This is a genomic window from Ensifer sp. VA4, assembly GCF_055710065.1.
In genome coordinates this window covers 564,989-584,876 of sequence record NZ_JBVQPO010000001.1, presented here as the reverse complement: position 1 = coordinate 584,876, position 19,888 = coordinate 564,989, and the positions used below count along the sequence as shown (strand labels likewise).

Below are 19,888 nucleotides of genomic sequence, written 5' to 3'. Positions count from 1 at the left end.
AGAAATCGATCACGGACCGATCATCAGCTTGATCGCGAGGCCGACCACGGCGACCGCCGCCACCCCGGCACACCACAGGCCGACGAACCAGAGAAGTTTGCGGCCGGTTCCGGTTTCATCAGTCAATGGTAACCCTCCTCCGGATCGACCTTGCCGCGGAACACCCAATAGGAATAGCCGGTATAGGCGAGGATGACGGGCACCAGGACGAGCGCGCCGGTAAGCAGGAAGGAGAGGCTTTCCTCAGGCGCCGCTGCATCCCAGATCGTCAGCGATGGCGGCACCATATAGGGGTAGAAGCTGATGCCGATGCCGGCATAGCCGAGCACGAAGAGACCGAGGGCTGCGATGAAGGGTCGGCTGTCGTGCCGGTTGCGGATGCCCGTGACCAGTGCATAGAGGCAGCCGAGAACGAGCGCCGGCACGATGACGCTGAAGATCGCCGTCGGGAAGCCGAACCAGCGCTCCAGATATTGCGGTTCTAGGAACGGTGTCCACAGGCTGACGATGCCCATGGCGGCGATGGTGCCGAACGAGCATTTGAGCGCGAGGTCTCGTGCGCGGTCGGCGAGGCGGCCATGGGTCTTCATGACCAGCCAGGTGGCGCCGAGCAGGGCGTAGCCGACGACGACGGCGACGCCGGTCATAATCGAGAACGGCGTCAGCCAGTCCCACCAGCCGCCGACATAGGCGCGGTTCTCGACGGGGATGCCTTGGACGAGCGCGCCGAGCGTGATGCCCTGCGCGAAGGCGGCAAGCATCGAACCGCCTGAGAAAGCCCAGTTCCAGAGATATTCGGCGCGCCTGGTGCGCCAGCGATATTCGAAGGCGACGCCGCGGAAGATGAGGCCGATGACCATGGCTATGATCGGGGCGTAAAGTGCCGGCAGGATTGTCGCATAGGCCAGCGGAAACACCGCCATCAGGCCGCCGCCACCGAGCACCAGCCAGGTTTCGTTGCCGTCCCACACCGGGGCGACGGAATTCATCATCACGTCGCGGTCGTCCTTCTCCGGGAAGAACGGGAAGAGGATGCCGACGCCGAGGTCGAAGCCGTCGAGAATGACATAGGCAAGCACCGCAAAGGCGATGATGGCGGCCCAGATGAACGGCAGATCAAACTCCATGACGACCTCCCTGGATATTGGCGTGCGTGGCGCCATGGGTGGCGAGACCGGGCATGATGCCGGAACTGCGCAACGGCCCTTCGTCGAGATCCGGCATGGGATCACGCGGCAGGCGCGCCATCAGTCTCAGGATGTAGAAGGCGCCGGCGCCGAAGACGAAGAAATAGACGGCGATGAAGGCGATCAGCGAGGCGGCGACCGCGGGTGCCGCGATCGGCGCCACCGAATTCGCCGTCAGCAGGTGACCATAGACCGTGTAGGGTTGTCGCCCGACCTCGGTGGTGACCCAGCCGGCAAGCACGGTGACGAATCCGGCCGGCCCCATGACGATCGCAGCACGATGCAGCCAGACATTGCTGTCCAGCGTGCCGCGATAGCGACACCAGAGCGACCAGAGACCGATGCCGAGCATGGCGAAGCCAAGGCCGACCATCACCCGGAAGGACCAGAACACGACGCTGACCGGCGGGTGAAGCTCCTCCGGGATCGTGTCGAGACCGGCGAGCGGCGCGTTGAGATCGTGCTTCAGGATCAGGCTCGAGAGCTTTGGAACCTCGATTGCATAGTCGACGCGTTTATCCGTCGAATTCGGAATGCCGAAGAGGATCAGCGGCGCGCCATCCGGATGGCTCTGATAGTGGCCTTCCATCGCCATTACCTTGGCCGGCTGATGTTCCAGCGTGTTGAGGCCGTGCATGTCGCCGGCGAAGATCTGAATGGGTGCGACGATCGCCGCCATCCACATCGCCATCGAGAACATTTTTCGTGCGCGGCGCGGCGCCGTCCTGCGGATGAGGTGCCAGGCGCCGCAGGCGCCGACGACGAAGGCGGTCGTGAGGTAAGCGGCGAGCACCATGTGCACGAGGCGATAGGGGAAGGAAGGGTTGAAGACGATCTTCCACCAGTCGACCGGGATGAACTGGCCCGCATCGTTCATCGCGAAACCGGCCGGCGTCTGCATCCAGGAATTCGCCGAAAGGATCCAGGTGGCCGAAATTAGCGTGCCAGCGGCGACCATGAGGGTAGCGAAGAAATGCAGCTTCGGCCCGACGCGGTTGAGCCCGAAGAGCATGACACCGAGGAAGCCGGCTTCGAGGAAGAAGGCCGTCAGCACCTCATAGCCCATCAGCGGCCCGATGATCGGCCCGGCCTTGTCGGAAAAGACGCTCCAATTGGTGCCGAACTGATAGGACATGACGATGCCGGAGACGACACCCATGCCGAAGGCGACGGCAAAGATCGTCTTCCAGAAGTGGAAGAGCTCAAGATAGACCTCGTCCTTCTTCAGGAGCCACAACCCAGTACCGCGAGGTAGCTCGCGAGCCCGATGGAAAAAGCAGGGAAGATGATGTGGAAGGAAACGGTGAAGGCGAACTGAAAACGAGCGAGCAAGGTCGCGTCGAAACTCTCAAACACGGGCGCAATCCTTTCAGACATACGGCAACGCGCGTTACTCGTAACGCGAGGCCTTAGCGCTCTGGCTGCTGCATGATCGTCCTTGATCGGGCTCCGATCAGAGGGCTTTTCCTAGCCTATGGCCGAGGCAAATCCTTGGGTTGCACCGGCTATTCAGCATATGATTGAATCTGAGCCAAATTTGCCAAACGTCAATGACAGCGCGCTCGCCACGTTGTCACACTGCGGCAATGTTGCGCTGCGGCATATTGGCGGAGAACGGGTGCGTCTCAGCGGACCGGGAGATAGGCTTCCGCGAGTTCGGTCCAGAAGGCGGCGCCAATCGGCAGCAGGTCGTCGTTGAAGTTGTAGCCCGGGTGGTGCAGCGGCTTGTCGTCGTCGCTGACCTTCGAGCCGAGGAAGAAATAGCTCCCCGGCCGCTCCTGCAGCATATAGGCGAAATCCTCGCTTCCCATGAAGGGACGGGCGAGATCGATCACCTTGTCGGCCCCGGCAAAACGGACCGCGAGATCGCGCACGAAATCGGTCTCGGCCTTGTGGTTAATCGTCGCGTCGTAACTGCGCTGGTAGTCGACTGTCGCGCGCATGCCGAAGCTGGTGGCCTGCGCTTCGGCGATCATGCGGATGCGCCGTTCGAGTTCATCGCGGACAGTGGGATCGAAGGAGCGGATGCCGACGACGATCTCGGCACGCTCCGGGATGATGTTGCTGGCCGAGCCTGCATGGAAGGCGCCGACGGTGACGACGGAGGGATCCATGGGATGGATGTTGCGCGAGACGATCGACTGCAAGGCCATAACGATCGAGGCACCGCAGACGATGGGATCGGCCGTTTCCTGCGGTTCCGCGCCATGGCCGCCGCGGCCGTGCACGGTGATGCGCGCCTCGTCGACGGCCGCCATGATCGGGCCTTCCCGGAGGGCAAACTGACCGAAGGGCAGGCCCGGCTCGTTGTGAAGCGCGAACACGGCGTCGCAGGGGAATTTCTCAAACAGGCCCTCGTCCATCATGATCTTGGCGCCGCCGAAATTCTCCTCGGCCGGCTGGAAGATCAGATGGATCGTGCCGTCGAAATTGCGCCGTTCCGCAAGTGCTCGCGCCGCGCCGAGCAGCATCGTCGTGTGGCCGTCGTGGCCGCAGGCATGCATCAGCCCTGAGGTCCTGCTGGCATAGTCGAGGCCGGTTTCTTCCAGGATCGGCAGCGCGTCGATATCGGCGCGGATGCCGATGGAGCGGGTGCCCGTGCCGTTGCGGAGCGTGCCGACGACACCGGTTTGCGCGAGACCCGTCGTCACCTCGTAGCCGAGGCTTTCCAGATGTCTGGCGATGAAGGCCGAGGTGCGCTTCTCCTCCAGTCCAAGCTCCGGATGGGCATGGAGATCGTGGCGGATGGCGACCAGTTCCGGCACGGCATTGGTGATCGAGGACGAAAGCTTCATGTCAGGCACCGCGGGTTGGGATGCGATTTTCAAACGTGCGGAAGGCCACCACCAGAATGCCGGTGAGGCACATGTAGATGAGCGCCAGCAGAAGCAGCGGCTCGTAGGTGAGGAAGGTTTCCTGCCTGACCTTGGAGATGACCGCATAGACGTCGACGACGGTTACGGTGGCGACGAGCGGCGTCGATTTGAGCTGCAGCACGGTTTCGCCGTTCAGCGTCGGCAGCGCCCGATGGATGGCGCGCGGCAGCCAGATGCGGCGGAACATCGTCCAGCGGCCCATGCCATAGGCCTTGGCCGCCTCCAGTTCGCCATGCGGAACGCCGCCAAAGGCGCCACGCATGACCTCGCCCTCATAGGCGGCAAACGAGATCGTCAGCGCCGCCACGCCATAGGGCCAGGCCTCGCGCAAATAGGGCCAGAGGAAGGATTGCCGGATCGCCGGAAACTGCGGGAACAACGAGCCGAGCCCGTAATAGAGCAGCCAGAGCTGCAACAGGAGCGGCGTCCCGCGGATCACGGTGCAGAAGGCCTTGGCCGGCAATTTCAGGAACCAGGGGCCGGTCACCTGGACGAGGCCGATCGGCACCGCCAGCAGGAAGCCGAGGATAGCGGTGCTGAACAGCATCACCAGGCTGACGAGAATACCCCAGCCGAGCCGCGGCAGGTAACGCGGCAGCCAGTCCCAGCGCATGAAGACGGCAACGGCGACGACAAAGGCGGCGAAGACCAGCATCATGACGATGCGATGCGGCAGGAAGAAGCTCCTGGCCGTCGGCAGGTCTTCGGGCGTGAAGGCAACGGCGTGGGTGGTTTCGTCGGTCATCGGCTCTCCGCAAAACCGCGTCGGGCATGGCGTTCGATCATGCCGATAAAGACGTTGGAAATGAGCGTCAGCGCCAGATAGAGCGCGCCGGCGGCAAGGAAGAACAGGAGATAGGCCTTGGTCGTGCCGGCCGCCTGGCGTGTGACCAGCGTCAGCTCACTGAAGCCGACGACGGCGAGAAGGGCCGTGTCCTTGGTGGCGATCAGCCAGAGATTGGAAAGGCCGGGAATGGCATAGGGCAGCATCGCGGGCAGCGTGATGCGGCGCAAGACCTTGGTCGGTGACATGCCATAGGCGCGCGCCGCCTCGATCTGCCCGGCGGGCACCGCCTTGATCGCGCCGCGTAGTACCTCGGTCGAATAGGCGCCCTGGACGACGCCGATCACGAAGATGCCGGCCATAAGGCCGCTGATGTCGACCGGGCCGATCGCAAAGAGCGCGAGCACCTGATTGAGAAGGTCGGTGCCGGCATAGTAGAGCAGCAGGATCAGCACCAGTTCCGGCACGGCGCGGACGATCGTGGTGTAGCACTCGAGCAAGTCGCGTAAGACCGGGCCGCCATAGAGCTTGCCGAAGGCGCCGCCCACGCCGAGCGCCAGGCCGAGGGTGAAACCGCCGACGGCGATCTGGATGGAATTGAGGAAGCCTTGCAGCAACACGCCGCCCCAGCCGGGTGCTGAAAGCGAGAGCAGGCCCCAATTGACGAGGGAATCCGCAGCCATACGTCGAGCTCCGATGGCGCCGGCCGGCGGTCGCCGTAGCGCCGCGTGCCCTGTCAGACACGCAAAGCGCTGTAGCTTTTTGATCGCCGGCCGATCGCGCCTTATTCGCCGTAGATATCGAAGTCGAAATACTTCTTCGAGAACGTGTCGTAGGTGCCGTTGTCACGGATCGCCTTGATCGCGGCGTTGACCTTGTCCTTGAGTTCGGTTTCGCCCTTGCGCAGGCCGACGCCCACACCCGGGCCGATCACGGCAACGTCTTCGGCGACGTCGCCCTTGTAGTCGCAGCATTCCTTGCCCTGGTCGGTCGCGAGAAACGCCTTGAGCGCGATGGCGTCCGCCTGGACGGCGTCGAGACGGCCGGCGGCGAGGTCGTTGTTGGCTTCATCCTGCGTCTGGTATTCCTTGACCTCGACGCCTGCCGGCGCGAAGTGCTTGGCGGCATAGGCCTGGTGGACCGTCGAGACCTGGACGCCGAGCGCCTTACCGTTCAGGCCCTCCGAGGTCGGCTTGATGTCTTCGCCTTTGGTGCCGATGATGCCGGTCGGCGTGTTGTAGTACTTGTCCGAGAAATCGATCGTTTTCAGGCGCTCGTCGGTGATCGACATCGAGCTGATGATCATGTCGATCTTCTTCGAGGTCAGCGCCGGGATGATGCCGTCCCACGCGACCGGCGTCAGCACGCATTCGAGCTTCGCTTCGGCGCACATCGCATTCATGAACTCGACTTCCCAGCCTTCCCACTTGCCGCTGGCGTCGGGCGCCGTGAACGGCGGGTAGGGCTCGGCGGCGACGCCGACCTTAAGCGCTTCCGCGGAAGCCGCGACACCGCCGCTGACGGCGATTGCCGCCGCTACGGCCAGGACTTTCAATGCCTTCTTCATGCTGTTCCCCTTTTTGGTTGTTTAGCATTCAGGAATTCAGTGAATGGAACTGATGAACTTCTTGAGCCTTTCCGATCTCGGCGAACCGAAGATGGCCTCTGGCGGGCCCTGTTCTTCGATCACGCCGTTGTGGAGGAAGACGATGTGGTTGGCGACGTCGCGCGCGAACTTCATCTCGTGGGTCACCAGGACCATCGTGCGCTTCTCGCGCGCGAGGTCGCCGATGACCGAAAGCACTTCGCCGACGAGTTCGGGATCGAGCGCCGAGGTTGGTTCGTCGAAGAGCATGACGAGCGGCTGGATCGCGAGCGCGCGGGCGATCGCCGCGCGCTGCTGCTGGCCGCCGGAGAGAAAGGCGGGATAAGCGTCGCGCTTCTCGTAGAGGCCGACGCGCTTGAGCAGCGTTTCGGCAGTGGCGACCGCTTCGGCCTTCGGCGTGCCGAGCACATGGATCGGCGCCTCGATGACGTTTTCGAGGATGGTCATGTGCTGCCAGAGATTGAAGCTTTGGAAGACCATGCCGAGCTGGCTGCGGATGCGCTGGACCTGCTTGCGGTCTTCCGGCACCAGGCCGCCGCGCCCGTCGGACTTCATCCGGATCTTTTCGCCGTGCACGCTGACGCTGCCGGCGGACGGGAGTTCCAGGAGGTTGATACAGCGCAGGAATGTGGATTTGCCGGAGCCGCTGCCGCCGATAATGGCGATCACGTCGCCCTGCTTCGCCGTCAGCGAAACACCCTTCAGCACTTCCAATGGCCCGAAACGCTTGTGCAGGTCAGTGACCGCGATTGCCTGGGCCGCATCCGTCATCGACGCGCCGCTCCAACGGCTCTGCGAGCTTTTTCTGTCAGCATGAGAACAGTTCCCCTGTCGTTTTCCGCGCGGCATCTTCGGCCTGTCACGGGGTCTTTGTTGGCCGGCATGGTTGCACTTGTGCCGCTATTGTTCAAGCGTATAATAACAAGCATCGTCGATTTTTTGACGTCTGCCATCAGTCTCGAATTCCCGAAGGAGCCGCCCATGCCCCCGTTCCGGCCGATGCCATTGCCGTCCGCGCCAGGGCATTTTTTCAGGCGGACCGCGGCATGAACAGGCGCAGTTTTCACCGCGCTCCGGAGGGCGAGCGCCGCCAGGAACTGATCGAGGCGACGCTCGACTGCATCTCCGAATTCGGCCTCAAGGGCGCGACGGTTCGGCAGATCGCGATCCGTGCCGGCGTGACCGCCGGGCTGGTGCGCCACTATTTCGAATCGAAAGATCAGATGGTCGCCGAGGCCTATCGCGCCGTCATTGCCTCGCTGACCGACAAGGCGAGCAAGGTCGAGGGCGATCCGGAAACGAGGCTTCGCGATTTCATCGCCATCAACCTGACCGAGCCGGTGGCCGACAGCCGCAGCATTTCGCTGTGGGCCGCCTTCATCAGTCAGGTGCGCGTCGATCCGGAGCTTGCCGAGATCCACCGCGAAGGCTATCTCGCCTTCCGCAATACGCTGCAGGAACTGCTCGCCGACTTCCTGGCTGCGAAGGGCAAGCCCGCCGATGCAGAAACCTGCCGGGCGCTCGCCATCGCCATCAACGGGCTGGTCGACGGTCTCTGGGTCGAGGGATGCCTTGCCGGCGATCTCTTTCGCGAGGGCGAACTGGTCGCCATCGCCATGTCTTCGGTCGAGGCGCTGCTCGGCACGTCGATCGGAACTGCAAAACCATGAAAACGGGAGAAAGCACCATGCGCTACGCGTCCATCACCGAACGTCTTGCCGATCTTGGTTCGGGAAAATGGTCGCTGCATATTCGTGCCCGCCAGTTGAAGGCGAGTGGTGCCGACATCATCGAACTGACCATCGGCGAGCCGGATCTTCCGCCGAACCGCGCATTGCTCGACGAATGCCAGCGGTCAATGAATGCCGGTCGCTATCGCTATTCCAACGGTCGCGGCGAGTCCGCCGTCGTGGCCGCGCTTGCCGAAAAGTACCGCCGTCGCCGCGCTGACGTTACGGCCGAGAATGTGCTGTGCTTCCCCGGCACCCAGACGGCGCTCTTCGCCGTCATGCTGGGTCTGGCAGAAGCGGGCGACGCCGTGCTCGTCGGCGACCCGCTCTATGCCACCTACGAGGGCGTGATCCGCTCCACGGGCGCCCATCCGGTGCTGGTGCCGCTGAGGCCGGAATTCGGCTTCCACATGCAGGCGGCCGACCTTGAAAAGGCGATCACGCCGGAAAGCCGGGTGCTCTTGCTCAACACGCCGCACAATCCGACCGGTGCCGTGTTGACGGCCGCTGAAATTGCCGCGATCGGCGAAGTCGCGCGCCGTCACGATCTCTGGATCGTCTGCGACGAGGTCTATGAGGAACTGGTGTTCGACGCGGTTTTCGCCTCGCCCTTCGACAATCCGGATTTGGCCGAGCGTACCGTCGTCGTCTCGTCGATCTCCAAGTCCCATGCCGCACCGGGTTTCCGCAGCGGTTGGGCGGTCGGTCCCGTCGAGTTTGCCAACCGGCTGCTGCCGGTTTCGGAAACGATGCTGTTTGGCACCCAGCCCTTCATCGCCGACATGACGGCCTATGCGCTGTCGCATGACATCGATACCGCCCGCCGCATGCGCGAGTCCTATAAAGCCCGTGCCGCACGGATCGTGGCCGGACTCGCCGCGGCGCCCGGCATCGACGTCTTCGCGCCGGAAGCCGGCATGTTCATTTTGATCGACGTTTCCGGAACCGGCCTCGACGGCGACGCGTTTGCCTGGGCGCTGCTCGAACAGGAGGGGGTTGCCGTCATGCCCGGATCATCCTTTGGCGATCAGGCGCAGAACTATCTGCGCGTCAGCCTCACCGTGCCCGATGGCGCTATCGGCGAGGCTTGCCGGCGTATCACCGCGCTCGCCGAGCGTTGCAGCCTGCGCAAGGAGCGCCGTGCATGACCATGGAAAAGACGGTTGGCGAAGTCCTAGTCGATCTGCTCGAGGCCAATGGCGTCGAGGTGGTTTTCGGCATTCCCGGCGTGCACACGGTCGAGCTCTATCGTGGACTGGCGGCATCGAAGATCCGCCACGTGACCCCGCGCCATGAGCAGGGCGCGGGCTTCATGGCCGACGGCTATGCCCGCGTCAGCGGCAAGCCGGGCGTTGCCCTCGTGATCACCGGACCGGGGCTCACGAACACGATCACGGCGATGGCGCAGGCCCGCCAGGATTCGATCCCGATGCTGGTGATCTCCGGCGTCAATCGCCGCGATTCGCTCGGCCACGGTCGCGGGCTGCTGCATGAACTGCCCGACCAGCACGGCATGATGAAGACGCTGGCGCTCTATTCGCACACGCTGCTCAACCCGCAAGACCTGCCCTTCGTCGTCGACCGTGCCTTCTCGGTGCTGGTCTCCGGCCGGCCGGGGCCGGTGCATATCGAAATCCCGACCGACGTGATGGCGGCGAAGATCGCGCCGCAGGCTGTGCGACCTGCAACTGCGACGCGCCCGCGCTCCGACAGCGAGACGCTGCAACGTGCCGCAATCCTCTGTGCCGATGCTTCGCGGCCGGTGATCATCTGCGGCGGCGGTGCGTTGACGGCGGAGGTCGAAGTCAAGGAACTTGCCGAGAAGATCGGGGCGCCCGTCGTCACCACGGTCAACGCCCGTGGCATGCTGGCCGGAAGTCCCTTGCGCGTTCCCGCCAGCCCCAGCCTGAAGGCGGTGCGGGCGCTGCTCAAGGAGGCTGACCTCGTTCTGGCGCTCGGCACCGAAATGGGCCAGACCGACTACGACATGTATGCCGATGGCGGTTTCCCAGCCTTGCGCAATCTCATCCGTACCGACATCGACGCAGCGCAGCTTGCGCGCGGGCCGCATGCGGCCCTCTCCATCCTCTCCGGCGCCAAGGCGGCCACGGCCGGGATCCTCGCCTTCCTGCCCGGCCACACCGCGAAGGATGGCGTGGCGCGCGCCGAAACTGCGCGACGGGCGGCGCTGAAGGAACTGTCGCCGAAGATGCGGGCCGGGATCGCCGTCATCGACGCGGTTTACAGGGCACTGCCCGATTGCACCGTTGTCGGTGACTCGACCCAGGCCGTCTATGCGGGCAATCTTTATTGCGACGCGCCGCGCCAGCGAAGCTGGTTCAATTCCGCGACCGGCTACGGCTCGCTCGGCTACGCCCCGCCGGCGGCGGTGGGCGCTGCGGTCGCCGATCCGTCACGGCCGGTGGTGTGCCTTGTCGGCGACGGCGGCTTCCAGTTCTCGCTAGCCGAGATCGGATCGGCGGTGGATGCAGAGGCGAAGGTGATCTTCCTCGTCTGGAACAATGACGGCTACCAGGAGATCGAGTCCTACATGGTCGATGCCGGCGTTACGCCGGAGGGCGTCAAGCCTTCGGCTCCGGACTTCCTGATGGCGGCCAAGGCCTATGGTGTGGAAGGACAGCGGCTTGGCTCCATCGCCGACCTTTCACAGGCACTCGCCGATGCGGCGAAGCGCCAGGGACCGTCGCTCATCGAGATCCACGAACGGCGAACGACCGGCCTGTCCGTCTGACGGCGCCGTGCTGGCTAATGGGCCGGATTTGACTTTTCCGGCCCGCAATGGTGTTAAGGGCGCCCATGTTCGATTCCGGCCACGTTCTTTCGTTAGGGTTGGATGTTCGGGCTGAATTTTCGTCTCGCTGGCGTTCAGTGGCCAAGGAAAGGGACCGCGTCCTCGATGGACCGCACGGGTGGTGGCAGCAAGAACATGCAGGCCGGCCGGCTTCTCGCCGTGCTGTGGCTGTTTTGTGCTTCCTTCGCCATGCAGGTCATCTCAGTCGGACAGAGCATCCCGTTCCGCTCGTCGTCCGGCGCCCAGGCCGGCAATGTCACCGATACCGGCTCGACCGATCGCCCTGCGGCGCGGCAGATTTCGCGGGCGACACCGCTATCCGACCTTCGCTTTACGGCCGACCGCAAGGACGCCAAGTCCGCGGCGGACGATGGCCTGCCGGCGCTGCTGCCGGCGTTCGCCGAGCTTGCATTTCCGGAGCTTTCGGGCGGCCGATTCCTGCGCCGCACCGCGCTCTCCGTCGGCAGTGCGCCGAGCCATGGCCTCCATATTCGCGCGCCTCCGCGCGCCTGATCCCATCAAGCTATTCCGGCTGGCTGGCGGTTCGACCGCAGCACCGCTTTGATGAAACAAAGTCCTGACGACGCGCCCTGTGCCCGTGCAGGCTCTTCTGGAACCACAACATGCGTACATCGAAATGGGCGATTCTCGTCTATGCCGTCGTGATCATCTTCGGATGTATCGCGGCGCTTCCCAACGTGCTGACGCCGGCACAACGTGAACAGTTCGCCGCCTGGCTGCCGGTCAAGCCGGTGACGCTCGGCCTCGACCTCAAGGGCGGCTCGCATCTCGTCCTCGAAGTCGATTCCGCCGGCCTGCGCAAGGCTCGCCTCGAAACCCTGCTCGACGATACGCGCAGGGCGCTCCGCGCCGAGCGCGTTCCGGCTTCGTCGGCCCGCATCGCCGGCGATACCGTGACGGTGAAGATCGAAGACCCGGCCGACCGCGAGAAGGTTCTGCCGAAGCTTAGGGAATTGGCCGCCCCGGTTGGCACGCTCGGCTTCGGCGGCTCGGCCTCCGATATCGAGGTGACCGAGGACGGCGACACCATCACGGTCGCGATGACCGAGGCCGGCCTCGCCGACCGCACCACCAAGGCAGTCGAGCAGAGCCTGGAAATCATCCGCCAGCGCGTCGACACCGTCGGCGTTGCCGAACCCCTGATCCAGCGCGTCGGCTCCAACCGCATCCTCGTCCAGCTCCCGGGTCTCGAAGATCCGACGGCGTTGCGCCAGCTTCTCGGCTCGACGGCGCAGATGAGCTTCCACATGGTCGATCAGACCGTGGATCCCAACCAGCCGGCGCCCCGCGGCGTCGACATTCTGCCGGGTGCGCACGATGCCAACAAATACGCAGTCGAAAGCCGCGTTGCGATTTCGGGCGAGCGCCTGGCCGACGCCAAGGCCGGTTTCGACCAGCGCACCAACGAGCCGATCGTTTCCTTCACCTTTGATTCGCTCGGCGCGCGCCAGTTCGCGGAAATCACCCAGGCCAATGTCGGTCGGCCCTTCGCAATCGTGCTCGACGGCAAGGTCCTGACGGCGCCGGTCATCCGCGAGCCGATCATTGGCGGCAACGGTCAGATCAGCGGCAACTTCACCGCCCAGGAAGCGACCGTTCTCTCGGCGCTCCTGCGCTCGGGCGCGCTGCCTGCTCCGCTGACCGTCATTGAAGAGCGCTCCGTCGGCCCGAATCTCGGTAGCGATTCCATCCGCATGGGCATCTATACCGGCCTTGCCGGCTTCGCACTCGTCGTCACCCTGATGGTCGTGCTCTACGGCGCCTGGGGCATGATCGCCAATATCGGCCTGGTGCTGCACACGATCCTGACGATCGCCGTCCTGGCGATGCTCGGCTCGACGCTGACGCTGCCCGGTATCGCCGGTATCATTCTCGGCATCGGCATGGCGGTGGACGCCAACATCCTGATCAACGCGCGTATTCGCGAAGAGACGGAAGGTGGCGCCGGCGCCATGAAGGCGCTCGATATCGGCTTCAACAAGGCCTATGCGACCATCATCGACTCGAACGTCACGACGCTTTCCGGCACCGTGCTCCTGTTCGCCTTCGGCTCCGGACCGGTGAAGGGCTTCGCCGTGACGATGATGCTCGGTATCATCATCTCGATGTTCACCTCGATCACCGTCGTCCGTCTGCTGATGCGCGAGGTTGTCGTTCGCCGCAAGATGAAGAAGCTCGAGATTCCGTCGCTCTTTGGACGGGTTCCGCGCCTTCCGACCTTCTCCTTCATGAAGGGGCGTTTTGTCGCCATCGGCATGTCGGCTTTCCTGTCGGTGAGCTCGGTGGTGCTGTTCTTCACGCCGGGCCTCAACTACGGTATCGATTTCATCGGCGGTATTCAGGTCGAAGCGATGTCGAAGGAGAAGATCGATCTACCGACGCTGCGCCACAGCCTCGAAGCTCTCAACCTCGGCGAAGTGGCTCTGCAGGACTTCGGTGGCGGCCAATCCGTATTGATCCGCGTTCAGCGCCAGCCGGGCGGTGAGCAGGAGCAGACAGTGGCCCTGAACCAGATCAAGGATTCCGTGACGAAGGCCGTCCCGGGGGCGACCCTGGAGCGCACCGAGGTCGTCGGTCCGACGGTCAGTAGCGAGCTTGCCCGTTCGGGCTTCCTCGCCGTCGGTCTCGCGATGGTGGCGATCCTGCTCTACATCTGGTTCCGCTTCGAGTGGCACTTTGCTGTTGGCGCGATCGCGGTTCTGCTGCTCGACATCACCAAGACGATCGGCTTCTTTGCGCTCACCGGTATCGACTTCAACCTGACCGCCATTGCCGCCTTGCTGACGATGATCGGCTATTCGGTGAACGACAAGGTCGTGGTCTATGACCGCATGCGCGAGAACCTCCGCAAGTACAAGTCGATGCCGTTCTCCGATCTCATCGACATGAGCATCAACCAGGTGATCGCGCGATGCATCTTCACCTCGATGGCGACGGCGCTGTCGCTGGTGCCGATGGCGATCTGGGGCGGCGACGCGGTCAAGAGCTTCGCCTGGCCGATGATTTTCGGCGTGATCGTTGCGACGACGTCGTCGATCTATATCGGCGGCCCGATCCTGCTCTTCCTCAATCGTTGGTGGAAGGATCGCGAAGGGTCCCGCACCGGCACGACCACGCCACAGCCGGGCGCACCGGCCGCGTGAGCGGCCTGCAAGGCCGGATTGGGATGCGGGCGCAAGCCGCCTGATCCCGAGCCGCAGATATAATACGTGAAGGGGCGGCCCGGCGGGTCGCCCCTTTTTTGTCCGAATGTGCTGTCTTTATCCCACCGTGCCTTGCAGACTGATTCTTCGCTACTACATAGCAGGGGTCTCCGGTTTCGGGGTTGGGGAATGGATTTTGCGTCCGGAACCCATAAAATTTGAAGAGTGAGAATTATTTTTCACTTCTTCATCTTTTTAATTGACGGAATTGGTAGATTATTCTAGTCTGCCAATACGTGACGCGGGGAGTCCGCCTCACGGTTGTTCATCAAACGCACCGGCATACTGATGCCGGGCCAGCCAAAGGAGAGTGACATGTTCGGAAACGTCTCGACCGCCGCCTTCTGCGGCACGCGTCCCCTTTGTCGCGCAACAGAGAAAAAACGTCTCATTCGCAATCTTTGCCGAATGTGATCGTCCAGCCCTCGATTCATCTTTGCCGAAATTGAAGTGTCCGCACCTCCGGGTGTGGAAGGAGCGTTATTTGTATGAGCAAGCAGGTTATCGAATATGGCGGCGAAGCCGTCGGAGTCGTCGTTCCCGATGCGGACCGGTTCAAGTTCCTGGCGGTGAAGTATCACGTCTGGGATCTGGACGCGAAGCGCTTCCGCTCGGCTGACGAAGCGCGCGCCGCCATCCGCCAGTTGCTGGCCCACCAGGCCGTATCGGCGGAACGGCGCGGTCACAGCGCAGCCGCCTGACACGGGTGAGGAAGGCCGTTTTCGGCTTTCCTCCCGCATCCCTCTCCGGGAGCGAACGTTTTTCCTGAAGCATTCCGCATCGTATCAGTCTCGGCGAGAGATGTCGGCAGCGGCGACTTCGGCCAATTCCCCACTATAATTATATGTTGGCAGTACGTTTCTTGTGCTATGCCAACATATATTTGCATTTGCGCGGATGATTCCCGTTCGTGGGAGCCGCAGGGAAAGCGTGCCGGAATGCTGACGAAGAAGGGAAAATACGGACTGAAGGCTTTGGTCGATCTTGCACGGCTGGAGCCGGGGGAGACCGCCTTCATCACCGAGATCGCACAGCGCAACAACATCCCGAAGAAATTCCTGGATACGATCCTGCTCGAACTGCGCAATGCCGGCATGCTTCGCTCGAAGAAAGGTCCGGGCGGCGGTTACTCGCTGTCGCGGCCCGCTTCAGAAATTCGCATCGGGCATGTGATCCGGACGCTCGATGGACCGCTTGCACCGATCCGCTGCGCCAGCCGCACGGCCTATGAGGTCTGCGAGGATTGCAACGATCCTGAGACCTGTCAGGTGCGGGTGTCGATGACCACGGTGCGCGACGCCGTCGCCGCGATCCTCGACTCGATGACGCTCGAGGAATTCGCGGCCGACAAGTCGATGCCTCTCGAAACGCTGGAAGAAAAGCGGGCCGGCTGACGAAAACGTCGCCGATCGCGCCAGTTTTCCCCCGAAGTCTGCTTCCAAGGCTTGGTTTGCCAAGAAAAAGCGCTTATCTGCCGTCAATGGTCTGGCGGGCAGCGTTGCAGCCTGCCGCTTAGGTCTTCGCAGAATCGGGGTCATCATGGGTTTGAGACAAGCATCGGCGCGTGAGCGCACCGCGGTTGCGGCTTTGGAGTCGATCGGCCGGACGCTGACGACCGCGATGACCGGCATCAAGGCGCTGGCAGACCAGTTCGGCACCGACGAAGTCTTTGCCCGCAGCGTCGTCGATGCCGTCGAGCTGATCGGCGAAAGCCAGGGACGCGTCGTCGTTTCCGGCGTCGGCAAGAGCGGCCATATCGGCCGCAAGATCGCCGCGACCCTGGCATCGACCGGCACTTCCGCCTACTTCGTGCATCCGACGGAAGCGAGCCACGGCGACCTCGGCATGGTCACCTCCCAGGATGTGCTGATCCTGCTCTCCTGGTCGGGAGAGACGGCCGAGCTCGCCAACATGCTCACCTACGCCAAGCGCTTCAACGTGCCGATCGTCTCGATCTGTGCGAACCGCGACAGCGTGCTCGCGCGGAACTCCGAAGTGCCGATCGTGCTGCCCAAGGTGCAGGAGGCCTGCCCGCACGGCCTCGCGCCGACGACGTCCGCCATGCTGCAGCTCGCCGTCGGCGATGCCCTGGCGATTGCGCTTCTGGAACGTCGCGGTTTTTCGGCGGAAGACTTCAAGACTTTCCATCCCGGCGGCAAGCTCGGCGCGCAATTGCGGCTGGTCCGCGAGCTGGCGCACGAGGGTGCGCAGATGCCGCTGCTCCAGACGGGGCGCCCGATGAGCGAGGCCCTCATCGAGATGTCGTCGAAGGGTTTTGGCGTCGTCGGCATCGTCGAGGACAGCGGCAAGCTGATCGGGGTGATCACCGATGGCGACCTGCGCCGCCATATGTCGGGCGATCTGCTCTTGCAGCCGGTCGAAGCGGTGATGTCGCGCAATCCGCGCGTGATCCGCGGCGACGTGCTTGCGAGCGGCGCCATGGAGTTCATGCAGCAGCACAAGGTCACGGTGCTGTTCGTCGTCGACGATGGCGGAGCGCCCGTCAGCATCCTGCATATTCACGACCTGCTGCGCGCCGGTGTCGTCTGAGCGCTTGCGGTAGCAAGAGGCTGCGATCGCCGTGCGCCTCGCGGAGGCTGCCTTAGTCTTTCACCACGGCGGGCCAGTCGCTCGTCGTGGCCGGCTGCACCGGTCGCTCCAGATAGGTTGAAAGCACTACGTAGCTTCGCGTCGCCTTGACGCCTGGCGTGTCGTAGAGGCGCGCCAGCAGCCCCTCGAGCGCGTGCGTGTTTTCGGTGCGGACCTTGAGCAGCATGCAGGTGTCGCCGGCGACCGAGTGGATCTCTTCCACCTCCGGGTATTCCTCGATGGCAAGCAGTGCCTGCGTCTTCCCCCAACCGGTCGTGTCGACATGGACGAAGGCGAGCAACGTCTTGCCGACGGCCTCGGGATCGATCAGCGCCGCGACACGGCGGATCGCTCCCGAACGCCTGAGGCGCTTCACGCGTTCATGCGCCGCCGGCGGCGAAAGTCCCACCCGTTCGCCAAGCTCGACGTAGCTCGTCGTCGCGTCCTCGACCAGAACGCCTAATAGCTTTCGGTCCATCGCGTCGAGGTCGCGCTCCAGCGGACGCTTCCGCCGAACGTCATCTGTATTTTGATCCATTCCGATCTTTCCTCTTGCTGCTGAATTTCATTCTGTAAACATGAGGGAATGACGAACATCAATCAATCCATTTCTGATCGATCCATGGACAGGGCGCGTATCTCGCCCTTTGCCTATGTGCTCACCATCTGCATCGGCGTCATCGGTTCCAACTCGCTCGCGCTTGGGCCGATCGCGCCGGAAGTGGCGCGAAGCCTCGGCGCCGACGTTCCCGGCGTCATGACGGCCTCCGCCGCTTTTGGCCTTGGCACGGCCGTAAGTGCGGTCTTTCTTGGCCGCTTCATCGACCGTTACGGCCCGCGCCGCATGTTGGCTGCGGCCCTCCTGCTTCTGGCGACGGGGCTCGGCGGCAGTGCGCTTGCGCCGTCGCTTGCGTTCCTTGTCGCCGCACAGCTCGTCGTCGGTCTCGCCGCAGGCATTGCACTGCCATCGATCTATACGCTGGCCTCGGTCATTGCGCCGGCCGGGCGTGAGAGCGAGACGATCGGCCTGGTGCTGACCGGCTGGACGCTCAGCATGGTGGCAGGCGTGCCGCTATCGGCAGCGATTGCCGATCTTGCCGGTTGGCGCATGGTCTATGTCATTGTCGCCGTCGCGACGATGATCGCCTGCGCCGTCGTCAAGTTTGCGGCCGTGCAGGAGGGCGCCACCGGCAGAGTGACATCGCCGCTGGCAGCGCTAAATGTTCGCGGCGTCGCGCCGCTTCTGGTCGCCTGCGCCGCCTTCATGGCCGCCTTCTACGGCGTCTACGCCTATATCGGCGAGCATCTGCATGCCGCACTCGGCCTGCCTGTCACCGCCAACGGTCTCATCGCCGTTTCCTACGGCTTCGGGTTTGGCGCCGCCGCGTTCCTCGACCGCCTGATCGATCGCTTTGGCGCGGGTCGATTGTTGCCGTTGATCTTCCTGGCAGTGGGGGGCGTTTATGTTGCGATGGCCGTGGCGAGCGGTTCCTATGCCGGCATGCTGGCCGTCGTCTTCCTTTGGGGGCTTGCCAATCATTTCGGATTGAACGTGCTCATCATGCGGCTCACGAGGCTCGATCCAGCCAGGCGCGGCGCGATCATGGGGCTGAACAGCGGGGTCACCTATCTCGCCCTCTTTGTCGGCACGATAGGCTTCGGTGCCATCTATGCCCGGGCAGCTTTCTTCGTGCTGCCTTTGGCCGCCGCCTGCTTGATGCTGTTGGCCGCTTTCGCCGTCGCCACCGCTTTCTTCACAGGGGAGGGGTGATCCTCGGCCGCTTTTCCGGCTTTCGGCGCGGCGGCGGGTCGACGAAAGCGCCTGGCTGATTGAGGCTGTTTTCGTGCAGCCGCTCGGCAATCGCGTCAGCGCCGGCATCGGTTCCCGCGCGCGAATAGAGATTGCCGCGTACCTGGATTGAGGCTGCGAGCAGACGGAACATCGCGTTGGCCAATTCCGCTTGCGGCGTCTGCGGTGCGCGCCAGAAAGCGTCGAGCGGCTGCTGGTCGGTCAGCCCTGCGATGTCGAACACCGCTGTGCCGAGCACCTTCACCGGCCGGCCCTGCTTCAGCGCGTGCAGGCCCGCAGTCGAATTGACCGTGACCATGCCTGCGCTTGCCTCTCCAAGCGTATCGAGATTGCCGCCGTCGAGATAGAAGACGCGGCCGTTCAGGCCGAGGACGGCCGCTCGTTCTTCGACGATCCTGCGCCAGGGGATCAGATCATTGTCGAGCGGATGCACCTTGAAGACGAGGCGCGCGTCATTGGCAGCGAAGGCTGCGAAGGAACCGAGGACCTCGGCAATCGCGTCCTTCTGGCTGAGATACGGCGAATGTGCCCTGAGCTGGAAATCGGTTTCGAGCTGCAGCGGATAGACGAAATAGGGGGCGTCTTCCGAAAGTAGTCTGGCAACGGTCGCCTCGGCTTCGGCGTTGCGTTTCTTTTCGGACAGAAGCCGGCGGATCCAGCCCGCATATTCGGCAAGCGGATGGAAGATCGCGTGGCGCCGATAGTGCGGAAAGAGGAACCAGAGAAAGACGTTTGGCAGATTGTAGAGCAGGTCGTAGCTCGCATCCGCCAGGAACGTCTGGCTGTAATGCTTGCGCCAGTCCGGCTCTGGCACGCCCGCTGCCGCCGCAAGAATCCGTGCGGGGTCGGAGGGGAAATGCGAATTCGAGGACATGCCGTCGCGCTCGAGCGTCAGCCAGTCCGGCCGAAGGTATCCCATTTCGACGATAGCGACTGCGACACCTCTGCGGCGCGCGACCTTGGTTGCCGCCTGGTGGTAGGCGCGTTCCTCGCCGAGCAGCAGCATATCGGTGACGCCATGGCGTGCGATGAACGCCTCGAGATAGGCCGGCCAGTCGGCTGCCGTGCCGCGATAGTTGGAGGCACCCTTGCGGCCCCAGATGATCTGGTCGCCGACATTGAGGTTGATCTTCAGGCAGGTGTGCCCGCGTGCTTCGAGCCGATCGGCGATCTTGCGGAAGATCGGCGAGGACGGGCCCTGCAGGAACAGGAACACCCGTCGCTTTGGCCGATCGATCGCTCCAGCCGATGTCATCGAAGCGTTTTCCAT

17 protein-coding genes and 1 pseudogene are annotated in these 19,888 nt (G+C 63.5%); 9 read left to right on the top strand and 9 right to left on the bottom strand.

Features of this window, described 5'->3' with window-relative positions; translation table 11 throughout:
• Positions 1-122: 122 nt before the first annotated feature.
• The 7 genes and pseudogenes from cydB to AC0C6X_RS02705 form a co-directional block, all read right to left on the bottom strand.
• Positions 123-1,127, bottom strand: a complete 1,005-nt coding sequence (cydB, locus tag AC0C6X_RS02735) for a cytochrome d ubiquinol oxidase subunit II (RefSeq protein WP_173515532.1) — start codon at positions 1,125-1,127, stop codon at positions 123-125.
• Positions 1,117-2,543: pseudogene (locus AC0C6X_RS02730) on the bottom strand (cytochrome ubiquinol oxidase subunit I). Before AC0C6X_RS02730 ends, cydB begins: the two are co-directional and overlap by 11 nt.
• Before the next feature lie 269 nt (positions 2,544-2,812).
• On the bottom strand, positions 2,813-3,982 hold the full coding sequence (locus tag AC0C6X_RS02725; protein WP_472951784.1) for a M20 aminoacylase family protein: 1,170 nt from the start codon (positions 3,980-3,982) through the stop codon (positions 2,813-2,815).
• Between the two features lies 1 nt (position 3,983).
• The gene (locus AC0C6X_RS02720) at positions 3,984-4,808 is read right to left on the bottom strand and encodes an ABC transporter permease (RefSeq protein ID WP_173515535.1); all 825 of its coding nucleotides are present in this window, start codon (positions 4,806-4,808) and stop codon (positions 3,984-3,986) included.
• Positions 4,805-5,530 (bottom strand): ABC transporter permease, encoded by a 726-nt coding sequence (locus AC0C6X_RS02715; RefSeq protein WP_173515536.1) that lies wholly within the window; start codon positions 5,528-5,530, stop codon positions 4,805-4,807. The genes AC0C6X_RS02720 and AC0C6X_RS02715 overlap by 4 nt, the downstream gene beginning before the upstream one ends.
• 101 nt (positions 5,531-5,631) lie before the next feature.
• Positions 5,632-6,414, bottom strand: a complete 783-nt coding sequence (locus tag AC0C6X_RS02710) for a transporter substrate-binding domain-containing protein (RefSeq protein WP_247958137.1) — start codon at positions 6,412-6,414, stop codon at positions 5,632-5,634.
• A 36-nt stretch (positions 6,415-6,450) separates the two neighbouring features.
• Entirely contained in the window at positions 6,451-7,224 is a 774-nt protein-coding gene (locus tag AC0C6X_RS02705) for an ABC transporter ATP-binding protein (protein WP_247958136.1), read from the bottom strand.
• Between the two features lie 275 nt (positions 7,225-7,499).
• Between AC0C6X_RS02705 and AC0C6X_RS02700 the strand changes: the two genes are divergently transcribed.
• The 8 genes from AC0C6X_RS02700 (at position 7,500) to AC0C6X_RS02665 (ending at position 16,769) form a co-directional block, all read left to right on the top strand.
• Positions 7,500-8,123: a TetR/AcrR family transcriptional regulator gene (locus tag AC0C6X_RS02700; RefSeq protein ID WP_247958135.1), complete on the top strand. Its 624-nt coding sequence runs from the start codon at positions 7,500-7,502 to the stop codon at positions 8,121-8,123.
• A 17-nt stretch (positions 8,124-8,140) separates the two neighbouring features.
• Complete coding sequence (locus AC0C6X_RS02695) at positions 8,141-9,331, top strand: pyridoxal phosphate-dependent aminotransferase (RefSeq protein ID WP_247958134.1); 1,191 nt, start codon at positions 8,141-8,143, stop codon at positions 9,329-9,331.
• The gene (locus AC0C6X_RS02690) at positions 9,328-10,935 is read left to right on the top strand and encodes a 5-guanidino-2-oxopentanoate decarboxylase (RefSeq protein WP_173515541.1); all 1,608 of its coding nucleotides are present in this window, start codon (positions 9,328-9,330) and stop codon (positions 10,933-10,935) included. Before AC0C6X_RS02695 ends, AC0C6X_RS02690 begins: the two co-directional genes overlap by 4 nt.
• A 165-nt stretch (positions 10,936-11,100) precedes the next feature.
• Complete coding sequence (locus AC0C6X_RS02685) at positions 11,101-11,508, top strand: hypothetical protein (protein WP_247958133.1); 408 nt, start codon at positions 11,101-11,103, stop codon at positions 11,506-11,508.
• Between the two features lie 110 nt (positions 11,509-11,618).
• Entirely contained in the window at positions 11,619-14,159 is a 2,541-nt protein-coding gene (gene secD / locus AC0C6X_RS02680; RefSeq protein ID WP_472951778.1) for a protein translocase subunit SecD, read from the top strand.
• 548 nt (positions 14,160-14,707) lie between these two features.
• Positions 14,708-14,920 (top strand): hypothetical protein, encoded by a 213-nt coding sequence (locus AC0C6X_RS02675; protein ID WP_173515543.1) that lies wholly within the window; start codon positions 14,708-14,710, stop codon positions 14,918-14,920.
• Between the two features lie 237 nt (positions 14,921-15,157).
• Complete coding sequence (locus AC0C6X_RS02670; protein WP_173515544.1) at positions 15,158-15,613, top strand: RrF2 family transcriptional regulator; 456 nt, start codon at positions 15,158-15,160, stop codon at positions 15,611-15,613.
• 145 nt (positions 15,614-15,758) lie between these two features.
• Entirely contained in the window at positions 15,759-16,769 is a 1,011-nt protein-coding gene (locus tag AC0C6X_RS02665; protein WP_173515545.1) for a KpsF/GutQ family sugar-phosphate isomerase, read from the top strand.
• Positions 16,770-16,821: 52 nt separating this feature from the next.
• Here AC0C6X_RS02665 and AC0C6X_RS02660 read toward each other — a convergent pair whose 3' ends face one another.
• Positions 16,822-17,346, bottom strand: coding sequence for an Lrp/AsnC family transcriptional regulator (locus tag AC0C6X_RS02660; RefSeq protein WP_173515546.1), 525 nt, complete (start codon positions 17,344-17,346; stop codon positions 16,822-16,824).
• A gap of 48 nt (positions 17,347-17,394) precedes the next feature.
• Here AC0C6X_RS02660 and AC0C6X_RS02655 point away from each other — a divergent pair, with 48 nt between their 5' ends.
• Positions 17,395-18,579 carry an MFS transporter gene (locus tag AC0C6X_RS02655; protein ID WP_173515547.1) on the top strand — a complete coding sequence of 395 codons (1,185 nt, stop codon included), beginning with the start codon at positions 17,395-17,397 and terminating at the stop codon, positions 18,577-18,579.
• Here AC0C6X_RS02655 and AC0C6X_RS02650 read toward each other — a convergent pair.
• Positions 18,563-19,873: a capsule biosynthesis protein gene (locus AC0C6X_RS02650; protein ID WP_472951774.1), complete on the bottom strand. Its 1,311-nt coding sequence runs from the start codon at positions 19,871-19,873 to the stop codon at positions 18,563-18,565. The genes AC0C6X_RS02655 and AC0C6X_RS02650 overlap by 17 nt on opposite strands.
• Positions 19,874-19,888 lie beyond the last annotated feature (15 nt).